Here is an 18,553-nt window from a genome sequence, read left to right as displayed (position 1 = left end):
CACATAGGGAGGTGCAAGGGGTCGGGGAGGGGTTGCGGCGAACTTTATCACGACATCTCGCCGCAGAACCTCTGGTCCTTCGAGCGCGCCTTGGCTAGGGTCGGATCCGACCACTACGTTTTTGGAGCCGACATGGAGCGCGACCCGCTGCGCCTGGCCTGGAAGACCAATCGCATTCGCCACCTGCTGGGCTTTCTGCTCCTGGCTGCCGCGGGAGTCTTTCTCGTGCTGGGCCTCGATCTCGTGCGGGAGGTCGTCGATCTCGCGATCGGCGCCCTGTCTCCGACCACGCCGTTTCTGTCGATTGTCTTCAGCCTCCCCGCCCTCATGGGACCTGAGCCGTTTGTGCTGTTTCCCGGCCTTTCCTTGAGTCCGGAAACGCATGCCCGCGCATCGATCGCGGCATTGGTGCTGGTACCCCTGCTTATCGCCTTGATCTTGACGGTGCTGAACTGGGTGACGGTCGGGATCCGCTCCCAGACGCTGGCCCGGATCCTGTCGCGGATGCTCGAGACGATCCTGAAGGCCTCTCCGACGACCGGGACGGACGTGACCGAAACGACCACCCTTGCGAGCGAAATCCTGTCCCGCGAAGGCGGCATTCTCGGCTCCGCCCTGATCTCCTCCGTCCGTCAGCTCGGCATGATCGGCCTGTGCTTCGCCTATGTGCTTGTCACGGACTGGCGGCTCGGCCTGACCCTTGCGGTCATGCTTGCGCTCGGCAGCATCTTCAATGCCCGCCGGGTAACCCAGCGGCTCGAGACGGCGAATGCCCGCCGCCGTGAGGGCGAGGGGATCGAGACCGCCTGGGCCGATCTCATTCATCGCCTTCCGGCCCTGCGGGCCCACGGGACGGCCGCCTTCGAGCAGAACCGCATCACCCGGACATTGTCGCAGCGCCATCGCCCGGTCATTGCCCGCGAGCACCGTCTCGCCTTGGCGGATTCGATCGCCGCCGCAGCGCTCCTGCTCGCCCCGCTCGCCGTGCTCGCGGTGGGGGCGTGGTTTGCCCCCGGGCGGTCGCTGACAGCCGGCGCCCTGGTGGCCTCCGCTCTGGCGGCCTCCCTGGCCGCCTTCGGTGTCCGCGAATTCGTCCAATGGCGGCAGCTCGTCGATCGAACCCGCCTGCTGTTCTCCGAGCTGGTGCAGAACCTGTCCAGCCTGCAGTCACGGGACCGGCTTCCGGCAACGGTGCCGCTGCCGCAGAACGGCGCCCTCGTCGCCCAGGGCGTCTCCGCCTACGATCCGGCGAGCGGCGCCCGCGTGACCGGCGTCGATCTCCACATGTCTTTCCCGTCCCACGTTGCCCTCGTGGGCGACGGCGATGCGGGACCGCGGGTGCTGGCCGCGCTCATCGGCGGTCAGCTTGCAGCCTCGACCGGGCAGCTGACCTATGGTGGCGTCGATCTGAACACCGCCGATCCGGTGTCCCGGGCGCACCGCATCGCGCTTGCCGGGGATACGGTGCTGATCCCGGGCTCGCTACGGGACAACCTGGCCTATGGCGCGACCGCCGCCACCGAGGAGCTCGATAAGCGGCTCAGGGATGCAGTCGTCACGGCCGGCCTCGACCGGCTGATCCATGCCCGCGGCCTATCCGGCACCGTGGACCCCAAGAGCGAGCCGCAGGTCGCCGCTTCTCTTGTGGAAACGCGCCAGGACGTGCGCAGGGCCCTGGCACGCGAGGATCTCGACCGTTTCGTCGACCCCTTCAGCGCCGATCGCTACAACCGGTACGCGACCATCGGCGAGAATCTCCTGTTCGGAAAGGCGATCGGCGATACGTTCCGGGAGGACCGGCTCGCAGGTCATCCCTTCGTGCGGGCGATCCTCGAAGCGGAGGATCTGACGAAACCGCTCGCCCGCATCGGCCTGTCGATTGCCACCAGCATGATCGAGATCTTCGCCGATATCCCGGACGGGCACCCCTTGTTCGAGCGCTTCTCGTTCTTCGCCGCCTCCGACCGCACCTATTTCGAGGATCTGGTGGAACGGCGGAAGGAGAACCGGCGCGGCATCCAGACCGGTCGCGACCAGGAGCGCCTGATCGGCCTCGCTCTCCTCTACAACGAGAGCCGTCACCGCCTCGGCCTTCTCGAAACCGGCATGGAAGGCCGGATCGTGGCCGCACGGGCCGACTTCACCCGCATGCTGCCGGTGAGCCTCCAGCCGGCCATCGAGTTCTACGACGAGAGCCGCCTATGCACGGCGGCAAGCGTCCAGGACAACCTGCTCTTCGGCCGCATCGCGGCCGACCAGGCTGGCGCCGCCGATGCCGTGCAGAAGGTGATCCGCCGCGTGCTGACCGAACGGGGCCTCGACGACGACGTCTCCCGGATCGGTCTGAACATGCCCCTCGATGCGCAGGGCGGCGACCTGACCTTGAGCGAGATCGCCGCCATCGACGTGGTGCGATGCCTTGTCCGCCGTCCCGACATTCTGGTGGTCCAGCGTGCGCTGGACGGGCTGCCGGGCCCTGCAGCCGAGCGTCTCGTGGCAGACCTGCGCCGTGCCATGATCGGGCGCGGGCTGATCATCGTCACCCCCGAAGTCACCTCTGCCATGGATCATCCGCCCTTCGATTCCGTTATTCGTTTCGACCGGGGCGAGCCTGTGGAGGATACGCGTACCCGCCAGCCGGAGGCTTTGACTGCATGAGCAACACCGTTCGGGGTCTGGATCCCTTCCATCCGTGTGCGATAGCGCACATGCGCCATTCTCAAGATCAGCGATTGTCCTGAGATGGTCAGGCGCGCCGTATCCTCAGAGCCGCTCCAGATCCGTTTCTGGGGCACCCGTGGCTCGACCTGCGCGTCGGGACCAAACTTCGTCGAGTTCGGCTCTCATACCGCCTGCGTCGAGGTCCGGTGCGGGGATCGTCTGTTCGTGGTCGATGCCGGAAGCGGTATAGCCGCTCTCGGAGCCGAGCTTGGCGCCAATGCGCCGATGGAGATCGACCTTCTCTTCAGCCACCTTCATCTCGATCACGTCTGCGGGTTGCCGTTCTTCAAGCCCGTTCTTCTGAGCAGCGACCGGGTGGTACGGACCTATTGCGGCAATCTTGACGGCGAGAGTGCCCAGGCCGCGCTGGAACGCCTCTACGCCCCACCCCTCTTCCCCATACGCCTCGACCAGCTGCCGGCCCAATTCGAGCATTACGGCTTCAAGGCTGGCGAGACGCTTACCTTCACGGACGGCGCCACCGTCACGACCCATCGCCTGAACCATCCGGGCGGCGCCACTGGCTACCGGTTCGAGCACGGGGGACGAAGCGTCTGCTATATCAGCGACATCGAGCACAGCGACCCCTGGCCGGATCCGGGTCTCGTCGCCTTTGTTCGTAATGCCGATCTCCTGATCTATGACGGCATGTTTTCTGAGGTCGAATATCCTCGCTGCCGGGGCTGGGGTCATTCCACCTGGGAGAAGGGCGCGGAACTCGCCCGGGCTGCCCATGTAGAGACGCTCGCGATCTTCCATCTCTATCCGGGTCACGACGATGCCTTCCTGAAGGCGGCCGAGGCCGAGATGCAGAAGGTGATGCCCTCGTCCTTCGTCGCCAGGGAGCGCCAGACCGTCTCCCTTGCGCCCGTGACTGCCGAAACGGTTGCGGAACAGGCAAAGGCCGCTAAGGTGCCGGCCGTCTAAAGCCTCGTGACCGATCGACTAAAAACGGGCCTTCTTCCCTGATGTCAGCACCTATTCTCGTGACCGGCGCTGCCGGCTTCATCGGCTTTCATGTGGCCAAGAGGCTGCTTGCGGACGGCCATCTGGTGGTCGGTGTCGACAGCTTCACGCCCTATTACGACGTGAGCCTCAAGGAAGCGCGTTTCGCGAATCTGACGCCCCATAACGCCTTCATGGCGGAGCGGATCGATCTCGCGGATTCGCAGGCGACACAGGACCTCTTTCAACGGCACCGTTTCGAGCGGGTCATTCACCTCGCAGCGCAGCCCGGTGTGCGCTTCGTCGACGTCACGCCCTATGCGCGTTCGAATCTCGTCGCTTTCGTCAATATGCTGGAAGCCTGCCGGCACGCGGGCGTCGCGCATCTCGTCTATGCCTCATCGAGCTCGGTCTACGGAGCCAATCGCAAGTTGCCGTTCTCGGAACACGATACGGCCGACCACCCGATCAGCGTCTATGCGGCGACGAAGCGGGCTAACGAGATGCTGGCCCATTCCTATTCTCATCTCTTCGGCCTGCCGGCCACGGGCCTGCGCTTCTTCACCGTCTACGGCCCCTGGGGACGCCCCGACATGGCGGTCTATACCTTCACCCGCGCCATTGCTGAGGGTCGGGAGATCCAGGTCGCCAATGCGGGAAAAGTCTGGCGCGACTTCACCTATGTGGATGACATCGTCGAGGGCATCGTGCGGCTCATCGGCAAGGCGCCGGGCGGTGATCCGTCCTGGAATGCCGTCGACCCTGATACCGCCACCAGCAGCGCGCCGCACCGGGTCTACAATATCGGCAACGACCATCCCGAGGAGGTTAACCGCCTGATCACCCTCATCGAGGATGCACTCGGCCGCAAGGCGATCCGGGTCGACAAGCCTCTGCCTCCCGGGGACGTGCTCGAAACCCGCGCCGATGTATCGGACCTGCGCCGTGACGTGGGATTTGCACCCTCGACGTCGCTGGAAGAGGGCGTGCGCCGGTTCGTGGAATGGTATCGCGGTTATCACGGCGCCTGAGATGATTGTCCGAGACTATTTCATCCTCGTTGCCTGCTGGATCGCTCTGCTTGCAATCGGCTTTCTACTTTCCGTGATGATCGAGCCGTTCGCTTTCCTAGCAGTGATGCTCGATTTCTCTATCCTGTTTGCGGCGGGTCTTCTGTCCACCTTGCTGATTCTTGTCCTGAAGCCGCTTCTCGTCCGCTACGCACTGGCACGCCCGAATGCGCGGTCAAGCCATAAGGTACCGACACCGCAAGGTGGCGGTATTGCAGTTGTCAGCGCCGCGCTTCTCATCGCACTCGGCACATTTGTCCTCTTCGGCTTGCCGTCCGGCCCATTTCAAGACTTCCTGATCGTGGCAGTTGCCTCGATTATATTAGCCGTCGTCGGCGCTATAGATGATATTCGCCCATTACCGGCCGTATTGCGCCTTGTGCTGCAGATGATTGCCGTGGCCGCAGTTGTTCTTGTCAGCCGCGCACACGTCTTTCCCGAACTCGTTCCTTTCGGTGTGGAAGCAATCATCCTCATTCTCGCTGGCACTTGGTTCGTGAATCTTGTGAACTTCATGGACGGGCTTGACTGGATCACTGTTGCCGAGATGGTGCCGGTCACGGCTGCTATCGCCACGCTCGGGCCGATGGCCGGGTTATCGATCCCGATGGTTTTTGTCGCGATCGCCCTGTGCGGAGCCCTCATCGGATTCGCACCCTTCAACAAACCCGTCGCACGCCTTTTTCTCGGCGATGTCGGATCGCTGTCGATCGGCCTTCTCGTCGGCTGGCTGCTGCTGCAACTGGCCGGAACCGGTGCCCTCGCCGCTGCGATCCTGCTGCCGCTCTACTATCTGATGGATGCCACCATCACCCTGTTCCGCCGCCTGGCGCGCGGCGAGAAGGTATGGGAGGCGCATCGCAGCCACTTCTATCAGAAGGCCACGGATAACGGCTTCTCGGCGCTGGCCGTCAGCACCCATGTGTTCGGGCTCAACATCGCGCTCGCCGGCCTCGCCGCCGTGACGATCTTTTGGTCTTCGCTTCTCGTCCAGATCGCCTGTCTGGCAATCGGCGTCGCTCTCGTGGCATGGCTTCTCAACCGCTTCGCGCATCCCCGTCCGGAGATTTCCCGATGAACGGAAAGCTCATCGCCCTCACCGGTGCGACAGGCTTCATCGGTCGCCATCTGCTCACCGAACTGCCCAAGCGTGGCTACCGGATCCGTGTGCTGCTGCGCCGTCCGGCCGAGGTGCCGGAAGGCGCCACGAGCGCGGTGATCGGCGATATCGCCCAGCCCTTCAACATGGCGGCGGCGTTGCGGGACGTAGACGCCGTGATCCATTCCGCCGGCCTCGCCCATGCCATGTCGGGCCTGCCGGAGGACGATTACCGGGCAATCAACACGCAGGGAACGATCCGGCTTGCCCAGGCCGCCGAGCGGGCGGGCGTGAAACGCTTCGTCTTCCTGTCCTCCATCCGGGCCCAGAGCGGTCCGGTGGCGGCGCGCATCCTGACGGAGGAGGATTCGCCGCAGCCGACTGATCCCTACGGCCGGTCCAAGCTCGAGGCGGAACAGGGGCTGACCGATCTCGGAATCGACTGGGCGGCCCTGCGCCCGGTCCTGGTCTACGGGTCCGGGGTCAAGGGCAACATGGCGGCCCTCATGGCCCTCGCCCGCTCGCCCTGGCCTCTGCCTCTCGGTGGATTGAAGGCGAAGCGTTCGCTCCTCGCCCTCGACAACCTGACGGCGGCGGTGGATGCGGTGCTCAGAGTGCCAGGCCACTTGCGGCGCCCCTTCATCGTGGCGGATCCCGATCCGGTGACGGTGCCCGAGATCGTGACGGCCCTGCGGGAAGGGCTCGGCCGCGCCCCGGGTCTTCTTCCCGTTCCGCCCGCCCTCCTGAAAGTGGCCGCGTCCCTTGCCGGACGCAGCGAAGCCTATGAGCGGCTCGCAGGCGCTCTCGTGGCGAGCCCGGCGGCCCTCAAGCAGATCGGCTGGGTTCCGGTCACCGCGACGCGAGACGGGCTGGCTCGGCTGGCCGCTCGGGACTCTTCGTCCGCCGGGTGAATTCCGGGATCGCTTCCTCGAAAACCTCTTCGGCAGCGGCGCGGTCGCCCGCCTCCACGGCCTTCGCCAACCGTTCGAGCCATTGATGAACCCTGGCGCGATCGGCGAAGATCGGCCGGGCGGCCATGACGCCGTCGATGCCGATCTCGGCCCTGGGCTCCTCGCGAGCAAAGAGAATCTCGTGCAGGCGCTCACCGGGACGTGTCCCGGTGACGGAAATCTCGATCTCCTCGCCGGGCTCGTAGCCGGCAAGGCGGATCATGCGCTCCGCGAGTTCATAGATGCGGACGGGCTGGCCCATTTTCAGCACATAGATCGAGGTGCGCTCGTCACTGTTGGCCCCGTCCGTCAACTTCCGGCCCTCCGCATCGGCATGGGAGGCGGAGGTCAGCACGAGATCGGCAGCCTCGCGGGTGGTCATGAAATACCGCACCATGTCGGGATGGGTAACGGTGACCGGACCGCCGCGGGCGATCTGCGCCTTGAACTTGGGCACGACGGAACCCACGGAGCCGAGCACGTTGCCGAAGCGCACGGCGATCAGCCGGGTGGACCGATTGCGGCCCATGAATTCCGCATCGAGCGCCTGCCCGTACATTTCGGCGAGGCGCTTGGTGGCGCCGAGCATGGAGACCGGATCGATGGCCTTGTCGGTGGAGATGATGACGATGGCGTCGGCTCCCACCTCGACGGCCGCATCGGCCACGTTCACGGAGCCGAACACGTTGGTCTTGATCCCCTCGGTCCAGTTGCGCTCCAGATAGGGCACATGCTTGAGGGCCGCCGCATGGAACACCACGTCCGGGCGGAAATCCTTCATGATCTCGCGGACACGGTCTCGGTCGCGCACATCGGCGATCACCCCGTCCACATCCGTGTCGCTCGACAGGAGGGTCGGGTTTTCGAGGATGTGGTGCAGGGACGGCTCGGAGCTTTCCACGATCAGCAGATGGCTCGCCCCGAAAGCCACGACGCGGGTGCAGATCTCGGACCCGATGGAGCCGCCGCCGCCTGTAACGAGGACGCGCTTGCCGCGGATGAAGTTCTCCAGCCGGCTGCGGTCGATCTGCACGGTGGGCCGTAGCAGCAGATCCTCGATCTCGAGGGGCGCCAGCTCCGCATCGCGCATGCCCTCCCCGAGGCTCGTCACGCGCACGAGCGGCAGGCCGAGTCTCCGGGCGCGGGCGATCAGCATGTCGGGATGGGCTTCCGGCACCAGGGCGCCCGGGGTTGCGACGAGGCGGCGGATCGGTACGCCGCGTTCCTGGAACTCCTGGACCACCCGGTCGAGATCGGCGAAGGTGCCGAGCACCGGGACGCCGCGGATCGACTGGCCAAGCTCGTCCGAGCGATAGGACAAAACACCCTTGGGCTGGAGCCGCTTGACCGCGCCGGACTCGATGGCGCGCAGCACCACCTCCGTATCGCTGCCGCGGCCGAGCAGCAGGGTCGGCGTGTTGGCGTCCCGCTCGATGGTGTTGCGAGAGCGGGCATATTTCACATAGCGGAAGGCCAGACGCGGGCCGCCCAGAAGGAACATCTGGATGAGCCAGTAGAGCGCGATGGTGATCTTGCCGAAGAAGAAGGCCCCGAAAAGCTGCGGCGAGACCAGCACGTAATCGATGACGAGGAGCGTCAGCGCCAGGACAGTGGAGGCCCGGAAGATGTTGAACAGGTCGGGCAGCGAGGCGAAGCGCCATTTGGACCGGTAGAGCTGGAAGAACCAGTAGACGACCCCTGCGAAGGCCACGAAGGGCGGCAGGAACATCGGCAGCACATGCAGACGGTCGTTGAGAAGCGCGCCGTCGAAGCGCACGAAGAACGTCGCGAGGACGGCAGCCGCCGTCATCACGAGATCATGCACGATGATGAGTACTTTCTTGAAATCCTGCCTGGTCATGGGCCCCGGTCACATTTTGTGAGGGGGTATCCGCCGGGCCTGAGGCTTTGTCAATGTAAGCCCATAACGCAACGCCTTCGTTTCCAAGAGCGGCCCCTCAGGCCTGCGGCAATGGGCGGTCGGCCACCACCACGAAGCCGCCTGCCTCATGAGCGATGTGGGCGGCAATGCCGAAGCTCTGCGCCAGCCGCGCCTCGGTGAGAACCTCCGACGGACGCGCATGCGCCTGGAGATGCCCCCGATCGAGCAAGACGATCTCGTCGGCAAAGCGGGCGGCAAGGGTCAGGTTGTGCATGATGGCGACCACGAGGGCGCCTGCCTGCGCATGGGCCTTCAGTACTTCGAGCACCACCAGCTCGTGTCGGGGGTCGAGCGCGGCGATGGGCTCATCGACGAGCAGCACGGGCGCTTTGGTCGCAAGGGCGCGGGCCAGCAGGACCCGGGCGCGCTCTCCTCCGGACAGTTCCGTGGCAGGCCGGTCCTCATACCCGCCCAGTCCCACCGCCGCGATGGCAGTACCGACCGCCTCGCTGCCGGACGGGGGAAGGGCATCCGGCGCCTCGCCATGCGGCAGGCGGCCGAGGGCGACCACGCTTGCGACGGTAAGGGGCCAGGCCACCTGCCCTCCTTGAGACAGATAGGCGATGGCGCGCGCCCGCTCGGCCGAGCGCATCCGCCCCACCGGCCTGCCATCGAGGAGGACGCTGCCCGCCGTGGGCTCGACAAGGCCGGCGAGCGCCCGCAGCAGGGTCGACTTTCCCGCTCCGTTGGGGCCGACGATCACCGTGAACCGCCCCGGTGTCAGGGTGAGATCGATGCCCGAGAGAGCCTGATTGCGTCCCAGACGCACCGACAGGGAGCGGGCCGAAAGGGTGCTCATGCAGGGGTCTCCGCAAGCTCGGCCTTGCGGCGGGCAATGACCCAGAGAAAGAACGGCACGCCGAGAATGGCGGTCAGGACCCCGATCTTGACCTCCACCCCGGACGGGATGAGCCGCACGGCGCAATCGGCCGCAAGCAGAAGAACGGCGCCGACGAGGCCGGCCGGAACGAGGGTCCGGGCCGGGTCGTAGCCGACGAAGGGGCGGATCAGATGGGGCGCGACGAGCCCCACGAAGCCGATGGATCCGGCGACAGCCACCGAGGCCCCAGTGCCGATGGCCGCCCCGCCGACGATGAGAAGGCGTAGGCGGGCCACGTTGACACCGAGGCTCTTTGCCGTTTCCTCCCCAAGCGCCAGCGCGCGCAGGCCGGCCCCCGCCGACAGGAGCGCCAGGCTGGCGACGAGGACGAAGGGCGCCGCCAGCCCCACATGGACCATCGAACGGTCTTCGAAGGAGCCGAGGAGCCAGAAGACGATCTCCGTGACGGCGAAGGGATTGGGCGAGAGGCTGATGGCAAGCGACGTGCCGGCCCCGGCCAGGCTTCCGACCGCGAGCCCGGCCAGGACAAGGACGACCACGGTCGCATGGCGGCCGGCGACCGCCACTACGAGGGCGATGGACACCAGGGCGCCCGCGATCGCCGCGATGGGCAAGGTCCAGGACAGCGCTCCCGCAAGCCCGAAATAGAGCACCACGACGGCCCCGAGGGCCGCCGCCTGCGGCGCCCCGAAGACGGCGGTGTCGGCAAGGGGATTACGCAGCAATCCCTGGAGCCCGGCCCCGGTGAGCCCGAAGATCCAGCCGATCATGAGGCTGAGCAAGGTGCGCGGCAGGCGGATATCCCGCACCACGATGCTGGCGCTGCCCTGGTCCGAGACGAGCGCCTTCACGGCCATGACCGGCGAGATCGGCGCGGGGCCGATCGCCAGCGACGCGGCGAAAAGGATCACGGCGAGAAGCGCGAGCGTGAGGACGAGGATCGTCCGGGAGGTGAACATGGCGGCCGTTTCGTTACGCCCCGTGGCGATAGCAACAGCGAAGCGCGGTGTCACCCGTTCATTCTCTCTCGCCGTCATGACACCATCCGTCATTCCGGGGCGAGCATAGCGAGAGCCCGGAACCCATAAACACCAGCGGTGGAGATATGAATGCAGCGATGGCCGCTGCTCTTTGTTCTGCGATGTCAGCGGCTATGGGTTCCGGGCTCGCCTGCGGCGCCCCGGAATGACGGAACGAGCCGGGTTCGATTGCACACGGCTCCGTGCTACCAACGGAGGAATCGTCATCCGTAGTCAGCGAGAGCGCCGCATGAATCCGATCTTCGCCAATCTCCCCACGACCGTGTTCGAGGTGATGTCGAGCCTGGCGCGCGAGACCGGCGCCATCAATCTCGGCCAGGGCTTTCCGGACGATCCAGGCCCGGAGGACGTGCGCCGCAAGGCGGCCGACGAGGCCCTGAACGGCTACAACCAATATCCGTCGATGATGGGGATCCCCGACCTGCGTAACGCGATTGCGACCCATTACAAGCACTGGCAGGGCCTAGACCTCGATGCGACGACAGAGGTGATGGTCACCTCCGGGGCGACGGAAGCGCTCGCCGGAGCGATCCTGGGCATCGTCGAGCCGGGCGATGAGGTCGTGCTGTTCGAGCCCATGTACGACGCTTATCTGCCGCTGGTGCGCCTCGCCGGCGGCATTCCCCGCTTCGTCACCCTGCAGCCGCCGCATTTCCGCCTGACCGAAGAGGCTTTGGCGAAAGCCTTCTCGCCAAAGACCAAGGCCGTATTGTTCAACAATCCGCTCAACCCGACGGCGACGATCTTTTCGGCCGAGGATCTGGCGCTTCTAGCGGAATACTGCCGTCGCCACGATGCGATCGTCATCTCCGACGAGGTCTGGGAGCACGTGGTTTTCGACGGGCGCCGGCATCAGCCGATCCTGGGGCTCGACGGCATGCGCGAGCGGGCGGTGAAGATCGGCTCCGCAGGCAAGATCTTCAGCCTCACGGGCTGGAAGGTGGGCTTCGTCTGCGCCGCGCCGCATATCCTGAAGGTATTGGCAAAATCGCACCAGTTCCTGACCTTCACGACGCCGCCCAACCTTCAGGCGGCCGTGGCCTATGGGCTTGGCAAGGACGACAGCTATTTCGAGGGGATGCGGCAGAACTTCGCCCGAAGCCGCGACCGCTTCGTGGCGGGGCTGACCACCCTGGGCTTCGACGTCATTCCGAGCCAGGGCACCTATTTCGTCAATATCGACATCGCGGCGTTGGGAGAGACGGACGACGTCGCGTTCTGCCGCCGCCTCGTCATGGAACATGGCGTCGCGGCGATCCCGGTCTCGGCCTTCTATGCGGAGGGGGCGGTGAAGAACGTGGTCCGGTTCTGCTTCGCGAAGAAGGATTCGACCCTCGACGCCGGATTGGAGCGGCTGGCGGGAGCGATGCGGAAAGCCGCCTAAAGGACGAAGAACATTGTCCTTTTTGTCGTTGTATCCGCGATCTTAACCTCTTAGCCTTAAATCCCGTTCCGAGGCTCAACCCAAAGGAGTCCCACCCTCGATGATCCGTCTTTTCGTTTCGCTGGTCATGGCCTTCGGCCTTGCGACGGCCGCCGCCGCTCAGGAGCGCGTCGTCAACGTCTACAACTGGTCCGATTATATCGATCCGAAGGCTCTGGACGAGTTTACGAAGGCGACCGGCATCAAGGTCGTCTACGACACCTATGACAACAACGAGATCGTCGAGACGAAGCTGCTCGCGGGCAAGTCGGGCTACGACATCGTCGTGCCATCAGGCCCCTTCCTGCAGCGGCTGATCGGCGCCAAGATCTTCCAGAAGCTCGACAAGGCAAAGCTGCCGAATCTCGCCAATCAATGGCCCGAGATCACGCAGCGCCTCGCCGTGTTCGATCCGGGCAACCAATATGCCGTGAACTACATGTGGGGCACGACGGGCATCGGCCTCAACGTGAAGAAGGTGCGCGACATCCTCGGCAACGACATGCCGCTCAACACCTGGGATCTGGTGATGAAGCCGGAATATGCCTCGAAGCTTAAAAGCTGCGGCATCTACATGCTCGACAGTCCCGAGGATCTCTTTCCCGGTATCCTGGCCTATCTCGGCCTCAACCCGGATTCCAAGCGCAACGAGGATCTGACCAAGGCCGGCGATGCTTTGTTCCGCATCCGCAGCTATGTGCAGAAGTTCCATTCCTCCGAATACATCAACGCGCTCGCCAACGGCGATATCTGCGTGGCGGTGGGCTATTCGGGTGACATCATCCAGGCCAGGAAGCGAGCCGAGGAAGCCAAGAACGGCGTGGAGGTCTCCTATGTGATCCCGCGTGAAGGCGCATTGATGTGGTTCGACAACTTCGCGATTCCGTCGGACGCCAAGAACGTCGCCGAGGCGCATGAATTCATCAATTTCATGCTCAAGCCGGAAATCGCGGCCATGAATACCAACTTCGTGTCCTATGCATCCGGCAATCTCGCGGCGAAGAAATTCGTGAAGCCTGAAATCCTCAATGATCCGGGCATCTATCCGGACGACGCGACGTTCAAGCGCCTGTTCACCAACACGGCCTATGACGAGCGCTCCCAGCGCACGGTGACGCGGCTCTGGACCCGGGTGAAGACCGGGCGTTAATCCGCCGCTCAGGATAGGGCCGCCATTCTGGCGTCCAGCTTTGATGCTCCGCCCTTGGCGCATCGTGCGGAAAAGTGGATCCGGTTTTTCGCAGCAAACGATGCGCCGCTTCTAGAATTGGGGCATCGGATGGGTCCTAAAAGTGGCTTCCACTTTTAGGTCCGATGCCTCAGGTGGGGCATCTTTTTTTCGACGGAGTGTTTTGCCTATGCGCCTCGCCCTTCTCGCAGCCTCTACCGCCCTTCTCCTTGCAACGCCGGTTCTCGCGGACAACCCGTCGACCCCACCGGTTGCGACGGTCAGCGTCATGGGCAGCGGCGAAGCGCAGCTGAAGCCGGATTTCGCCCGCCTCTTCGTGGCCGTCGAGACCCAAGGGGATACGGTCGGCAAGGTGGTGGAAGCCAACCGGGCATCCTCCGAGGAAGTCCTGGCGCGGCTCCAGTCGCTCGGCGTCAAGAAAGAGGACATCCGCACCGAGAACTTCCAGGTGTTCCAGACGCCGGCGCGCGTCGACAATACCGGCAAGGAAATCAAGACTCCGAAATTCACCGCCAATCACCGGCTGCGAATCACCAGCCGCGACTTGGAAGGCGTCGGTCGGCTCGCCGGCGAGATCCTGGCGAGCCCCAACATGCTCTTCCAGTCCGTGGCCTTCGGGCTCGACAAGCAGGAGGAAGGCGGTGACGAGGCCCGCCGCGCGGCCGTCCGCGACGCGAAGCGGCAGGCCGAGCTTTACGCCCAGGCGTCGGGAGTGACGCTCGGCCGGATCCTGGAGATCCGCGACGGCTCGGCCCAGCCCTATGAGGCGCCCCAGGGCGGATTCCGCGTGCAGGCCATGAAGGCGGCGGCGCCCGCCGAGGAGATCCCGATCGTTCCTCCTGCCAGCCTGCGCTACACCTCGACTATCCAGATGGTGTGGGAAATCGCGCCGAAGCCGTGAGGCGTCCCGGTCTGCATAACCGGCCCGACGACCTTGACCGCGATCTGCGGTTCAGTAGGTTGTCCGGGTCAAAAAAGGCGGACCGGTTTGGTTAGCCCGGTCGTTCCCGGTTCCGGGGGCTCTGGCTGGCGCATGCGCCAAGTCCCGTGACGTTGACCCAGGCGCATGGTGCTCCTGGGAACGTAGGGACATGTCAAATGCAGCAACAGATTTCAGTCGTCACACTCGGCATCCGCGATCTTGCACGGTCGCGGCGATTCTACGTCGAGGGCTTCGGATGGAAGCCGGTCTTCGAGAACGAGGAGATCGTCTTCTACCAGATGAACGGCTTCGTCCTCGGAACCTGGCTCGAAGCCCGTCTGGAGGACGACATGCAGCGGGCGAATCCGGCCCGTTCCGGGCCTTTCTCCCTCGCCCACAACGTCCCGCGCCGCGAGGACGTCGCGACGACCATCGAACGCCTGTCGCAGTTCGGAGGTCGGATCCTCAGGCCGGGAGACGCGCCGATCCACGGCGGCTTTCGCGGCTATATCGCCGATCCCGACGACCATGCCTGGGAAATCGCCTGGAATCCCGCCTGGTCCATCGATGCCAATGGGATGGTGACGTTCGGCGTCTAAAGCATCGGACCCGAATTCGGGTTCGGTGCTTTAAGCTTTTGATTTTGAGCATCAAACGCAAAACCGATTCCCACTTTTGCGTTTGATGCTCTATCGTTTCTACGCGAAATGAATCCGATCGCCCGCTAAAAAAGCGGCACGGCAAAGAAAAGGGCCGGCTCCACGCGTGGAGCCGGCCCTTTTCTGTCATGGAAGAACCTTACGCTGCCTTGGGCAGCTCGGTCATGATGGCGTAAAGCGCGTTGGCGTCGCGCGTGGCGCGGACCCGCTCCACGAGGCCGGGTTCGCGCAGTACCCGGGCCACCCGGGCGAGGGCCTTGAGGTGGTCGGCGCCTGCGCCCTCGGGCGCCAGGAGCAGGAACAGGATATCGACCTGCTGACCGTCGAGGGCCTCGAAATCGATCGGCTTGTCGAGCCTGGCCACGAGCCCGAAGATACGATCGAGGCCGGCAAGCTTGCCGTGCGGAATCGCGACGCCCTCGCCGATGCCCGTGGAACCCAGGCGTTCCCGCTGCAGCAGAGCCTCATAGATGGTGTTCTCGCTCAGGCCGACCAGCTTGGCCGCGTGAGCGGAAATCTCCTGCAGGGCCTGCTTCTTGCCGCTGACGCGCAGGGCAGGCAGGACGGCCTGGGGATCAAGAAAGTCCAGCAAAGGCATCGATCAAGCTACATCCGTTGTGAAGCCGACACGGCCTCGCGCCCTTCCAAGCAAAATTCGGGCCAAAAAAGGAAGGCAACCTCACGATTGGCCGTGCGGCGGATCGACCCAACCGATCGCCCCGTCGCTGCGGCGGTATACGACGTTCACGCGGCCGGTGCTAGCGTGGATGAAAACAAGGGCTGGAACTCCCGTCAGGTCGAGCTGCATGACAGCGTCGCTGACCGAGAAACGATGCAACGGCTTAGTCGTCTCGGCAATGACCACAGGGTGGTATGCCTCCTCCTGGACGGTTTCGTCCGTCGGCGACTCGAAGACGGCATAGGGGGCCTCGACGGTCATGTCCCGCCCATTGCGGGTCGGATGCTCCTTCAGGCGCCGCGTATAGCGCCGCAGGCGCTTCTCGATTCGCTCCGCGGTCTGGTCGAAGCTGGCATAGGCGTCGATGGCGGCGCCGGAGGCTTCCAGTGTCATTCCGGTCGGCAGATGCACCACGCAATCCGTGCGGAAACCGCCGCCGTCGCGGGTCACGGTCACATGGCCCTTGTAGCTTCCATCGAAATATTTGGTCAGCGCCGTCGCCATGCGCGCCTGGACCTGGGATCTCAACGCTTCTCCAATATCGAGATTCTTTCCGGAAACTCTCAACGTCATGTCTTCCATCCCTCCTCGTTCTTGGCGGCGAGCCGCGTCCTGATCGGGCGACATAGGGATGATGATGCTTCCTGCGCCCATTACAAGACTTGACGATGCCGATCAGAAAGGGCGACGATGCCTCCCCTTCGCGCGCCGTTCGGCGGAGGAGGGAATGCGCAACGCCTCCCGATATTTGGCGACCGTCCGTCTGGCGATCCGGATGCCATCGACCTTCAATTTTTGAGCAATTGCATCGTCCGACAGCACCTGAGCAGGTTCTTCGGACGCGATCAGTTCGCGGATACGATGCTGAACGGACCGCGCGGAATGCTCGCCGCCATCCTCTCCCGCCAAACCGCTTCCGAAGCAGAATTTCATCGAAAACGTGCCGCGAATCGTCCCAAACGCCTTGTTGGCGGTGACGCGCGAAATCGTCGATTCGTGAAGTCCCGTTTCTTCCGCGACAGTATGCAGCGTCAAGGGCCGCAACCGGGACACCCCGTGACGGAAGAACTCCTCCTGGTGTCGCACGATAGCGGTCGCAACCTTCAGAATGGTCGTTGCCCGCTGGTCGAGACTGCGGGTGAGCCAGTGGGCCGTCTGCAGGCAATCGGACAGGAAGGACTTGTCGGCTTCGCTGCGCGTGGCGGACGCGACGCGTGCGTAATAAGACTTGTCGAGCAGGATTCGCGGCAAGGTCTCCGGATTGAGCTCGACCAGGAAGCCGCCGGCGGAATCCGGGCGCACCAGGACGTCCGGAACGAGAAGGTCGACCGCCGCGGCGGAGAAGGCGAGACCGGGCTTCGGATCCAGCCGCCGGATTTCGGCCACCATGGCCTGGATCCTGTCACCATCGACGGCGCACAGGCGTTCGAGGGCGGAAAAGTCACGCTTCGCCACGAGATCGAGCCGGCTCAGCAGAATCCTCATCGGTTCGTCGAGACGGCCACGCTCGTTCAACTGAAGCGACAGGCATTCCGCGAGATTTCGGGCCCCGATGCCGGCAGGATCGAGGTTCTGCACGAGGGCCAGCGCCGCTTCCACCTCCTGGATGGTGCAGCGAAGACGCTGAGCGACATCGTCTAACTCTTCCGTCAGATAGCCCGCGTCGTCGAGGCTGCGGATGATGTCGTGGCCGATGGCCCGCAGAGCCGGATCGGCCGTGGCAAGGTCGAGCTGGGCTTCGAGATGCTCGGCGAGGGACACGCCTTGGACCAAAGTCGCCTCGACATCATCAGTGGCGTCGGCGGCCAACGAGCCGCCGGACAGGCCGGAGCCTTTCGCCATCGCGATTTCCCGGCGTCGGCTAGGAGGAGCCGGAAAGAGCCGGCCCATGACCGCCGCACTCCCTGCTTGAGCCTTTCCGCTCGCGGTGGTGGCGGATTTCAATTCATCGGAATCGGCCTCGGCCTGCTGGAGCAGAGGATTGCGCTCCAGCTCCGCTTCCACGAAGGCGCAGAGTTCAAGGTGGGAGAGCTGCAGGAGCTTGATCGATTGCAGCAACTGCGGGGTCAGGGTCAGGGTTTGTCCCTGACGCAATTCCAGCCGTTGCATAGACGTCATGACGGCATCCCGGACACGCGACTGCATGATTTCTCATGCCGGCTCAAGATTTACCGCGCGATTCCGGCGCCGTCAAAGTCGAGAATGACGCAACATCAGAGGCGGAAATCCTCGCCGAGATAGAGCCGGCGCACATCCTCGTTCGCCACGATGGCGTCCGGGTGTCCCTCCGTCAGCACGCGACCGGAATGGATGATGTAGGCCCGGTCGATCAGGCCCAGGGTTTCACGGACATTGTGGTCGGTGATCAGCACGCCGATGCCGCGACGGGTAAGGTGGCGCACCAGATTCTGGATGTCGCCCACGGCGATCGGATCGATACCGGCGAAGGGCTCATCGAGCAGCATGAAGGTCGGCTCGCCCGCGAGCGCTCGGGCGATCTCGCAGCGCCGCCGCTCACCGCCGGACAGGGCGATGGAGGGCGCCTTGCGCAGGCGCGTGATGTTGAACTCGTCGAGCAGGGCGTCGAGCTTGCGCTCGCGCTCCTTGCGGCTCGGCTCGACAATCTCGAGCACGGCGCGGATGTTGTCCTCGACGTTGAGGCCACGAAAGATCGATGCTTCCTGCGGCAGATATCCGATGCCGAGGCGGGCGCGGCGGTACATGGGGAGGTTCGTGACATCATGCCCGTCGAGGCTGATGAGGCCGCGATCCGCCGAGACGAGGCCGGTGATCATGTAGAAGATCGTGGTCTTGCCGGCGCCGTTGGGACCGAGCAGGCCGACCGCCTCGCCCGCCCTGACATTGAGGGCGGCGTCATGCACCACGGTGCGGCCGCGATAGCTCTTCTGAAGGCCCTTCACCGCCAGGGTTCCGGGACCGCCGAAGGTGGCGGTGCCGCCCTTCGGATCGAAGTCCGGAAGTTCCTGGTCATACGGCGCGGCCATGAAGGGCGGCTTGGCCGCGGCGGGCGGGCGTTTGAAAAGAGTTTTCAAGGGAATGAACCGCTACAAAC

Annotated in this window: 16 protein-coding genes; 9 read left to right on the top strand and 7 right to left on the bottom strand. The window is 64.6% G+C overall.

Annotation, left to right across the window (positions count from 1 at the left end):
- Positions 1–132 precede the first annotated feature (132 nt).
- From K9B37_RS12710 to K9B37_RS12690, 5 genes are all read left to right on the top strand, one after another.
- Positions 133–2,658, top strand: coding sequence for an ABC transporter ATP-binding protein (locus K9B37_RS12710; protein ID WP_224313447.1), 2,526 nt, complete (start codon positions 133–135; stop codon positions 2,656–2,658).
- 84 nt (positions 2,659–2,742) lie between these two features.
- Positions 2,743–3,648 carry an MBL fold metallo-hydrolase gene (locus K9B37_RS12705; protein ID WP_224313446.1) on the top strand — a complete coding sequence of 302 codons (906 nt, stop codon included), beginning with the start codon at positions 2,743–2,745 and terminating at the stop codon, positions 3,646–3,648.
- A gap of 41 nt (positions 3,649–3,689) precedes the next feature.
- Positions 3,690–4,697: an NAD-dependent epimerase/dehydratase family protein gene (locus K9B37_RS12700; protein ID WP_224313445.1), complete on the top strand. Its 1,008-nt coding sequence runs from the start codon at positions 3,690–3,692 to the stop codon at positions 4,695–4,697.
- 106 nt (positions 4,698–4,803) lie between these two features.
- A complete protein-coding gene (locus K9B37_RS12695; protein ID WP_224313555.1) occupies positions 4,804–5,814 on the top strand; it encodes an MraY family glycosyltransferase in 1,011 nt (336 codons plus the stop codon).
- Complete coding sequence (locus K9B37_RS12690; RefSeq protein WP_224313444.1) at positions 5,811–6,746, top strand: NAD-dependent epimerase/dehydratase family protein; 936 nt, start codon at positions 5,811–5,813, stop codon at positions 6,744–6,746. The genes K9B37_RS12695 and K9B37_RS12690 overlap by 4 nt, the downstream gene beginning before the upstream one ends.
- Here K9B37_RS12690 and K9B37_RS12685 read toward each other — a convergent pair.
- From K9B37_RS12685 to K9B37_RS12675, 3 genes are all read right to left on the bottom strand, one after another.
- Positions 6,685–8,646, bottom strand: a complete 1,962-nt coding sequence (locus tag K9B37_RS12685; protein ID WP_224313443.1) for a nucleoside-diphosphate sugar epimerase/dehydratase — start codon at positions 8,644–8,646, stop codon at positions 6,685–6,687. The two genes, K9B37_RS12690 and K9B37_RS12685, sit on opposite strands and share 62 nt — an antisense overlap.
- Before the next feature lie 97 nt (positions 8,647–8,743).
- On the bottom strand, positions 8,744–9,526 hold the full coding sequence (locus K9B37_RS12680) for an ABC transporter ATP-binding protein (RefSeq protein ID WP_224313442.1): 783 nt from the start codon (positions 9,524–9,526) through the stop codon (positions 8,744–8,746).
- Complete coding sequence (locus tag K9B37_RS12675; protein ID WP_224313554.1) at positions 9,523–10,527, bottom strand: FecCD family ABC transporter permease; 1,005 nt, start codon at positions 10,525–10,527, stop codon at positions 9,523–9,525. The genes K9B37_RS12680 and K9B37_RS12675 overlap by 4 nt, the downstream gene beginning before the upstream one ends.
- A gap of 310 nt (positions 10,528–10,837) precedes the next feature.
- Here K9B37_RS12675 and K9B37_RS12670 point away from each other — a divergent pair, with 310 nt between their 5' ends.
- The 4 genes from K9B37_RS12670 to K9B37_RS12655 all read left to right on the top strand — a co-directional run bounded on the left by K9B37_RS12670 (position 10,838) and on the right by K9B37_RS12655 (position 14,741).
- A complete protein-coding gene (locus K9B37_RS12670) occupies positions 10,838–11,992 on the top strand; it encodes an aminotransferase (RefSeq protein WP_224313441.1) in 1,155 nt (384 codons plus the stop codon).
- Between the two features lie 100 nt (positions 11,993–12,092).
- The gene (locus K9B37_RS12665) at positions 12,093–13,181 is read left to right on the top strand and encodes a polyamine ABC transporter substrate-binding protein (RefSeq protein ID WP_224313440.1); all 1,089 of its coding nucleotides are present in this window, start codon (positions 12,093–12,095) and stop codon (positions 13,179–13,181) included.
- A 208-nt stretch (positions 13,182–13,389) separates the two neighbouring features.
- On the top strand, positions 13,390–14,121 hold the full coding sequence (locus K9B37_RS12660; RefSeq protein WP_224313439.1) for an SIMPL domain-containing protein: 732 nt from the start codon (positions 13,390–13,392) through the stop codon (positions 14,119–14,121).
- A gap of 197 nt (positions 14,122–14,318) precedes the next feature.
- The gene (locus K9B37_RS12655) at positions 14,319–14,741 is read left to right on the top strand and encodes a VOC family protein (RefSeq protein ID WP_224313438.1); all 423 of its coding nucleotides are present in this window, start codon (positions 14,319–14,321) and stop codon (positions 14,739–14,741) included.
- Positions 14,742–14,940: 199 nt separating this feature from the next.
- On the opposite strand, the gene ptsN is transcribed toward K9B37_RS12655, so the two are convergent.
- From ptsN to lptB, 4 genes are all read right to left on the bottom strand, one after another.
- Positions 14,941–15,399, bottom strand: coding sequence for a PTS IIA-like nitrogen regulatory protein PtsN (ptsN, locus tag K9B37_RS12650; protein WP_224313437.1), 459 nt, complete (start codon positions 15,397–15,399; stop codon positions 14,941–14,943).
- 81 nt (positions 15,400–15,480) lie between these two features.
- Entirely contained in the window at positions 15,481–16,053 is a 573-nt protein-coding gene (gene hpf, locus K9B37_RS12645) for a ribosome hibernation-promoting factor, HPF/YfiA family (RefSeq protein WP_224313436.1), read from the bottom strand.
- Positions 16,054–16,155: 102 nt separating this feature from the next.
- Positions 16,156–17,598, bottom strand: a complete 1,443-nt coding sequence (gene rpoN, locus K9B37_RS12640; protein ID WP_224313435.1) for an RNA polymerase factor sigma-54 — start codon at positions 17,596–17,598, stop codon at positions 16,156–16,158.
- A 95-nt stretch (positions 17,599–17,693) separates the two neighbouring features.
- Positions 17,694–18,485: an LPS export ABC transporter ATP-binding protein gene (lptB, locus tag K9B37_RS12635; protein WP_224313553.1), complete on the bottom strand. Its 792-nt coding sequence runs from the start codon at positions 18,483–18,485 to the stop codon at positions 17,694–17,696.
- Positions 18,486–18,553: the final 68 nt, after the last annotated feature.

This window comes from Microvirga puerhi (genome assembly GCF_020089865.1).
GTDB classification, from domain to species: Bacteria; Pseudomonadota; Alphaproteobacteria; order Rhizobiales; family Beijerinckiaceae; genus Microvirga; species Microvirga puerhi.
Note: the sequence above shows the minus strand (reverse complement) of the source record. Positions and strands in the feature narration are given on the sequence as shown.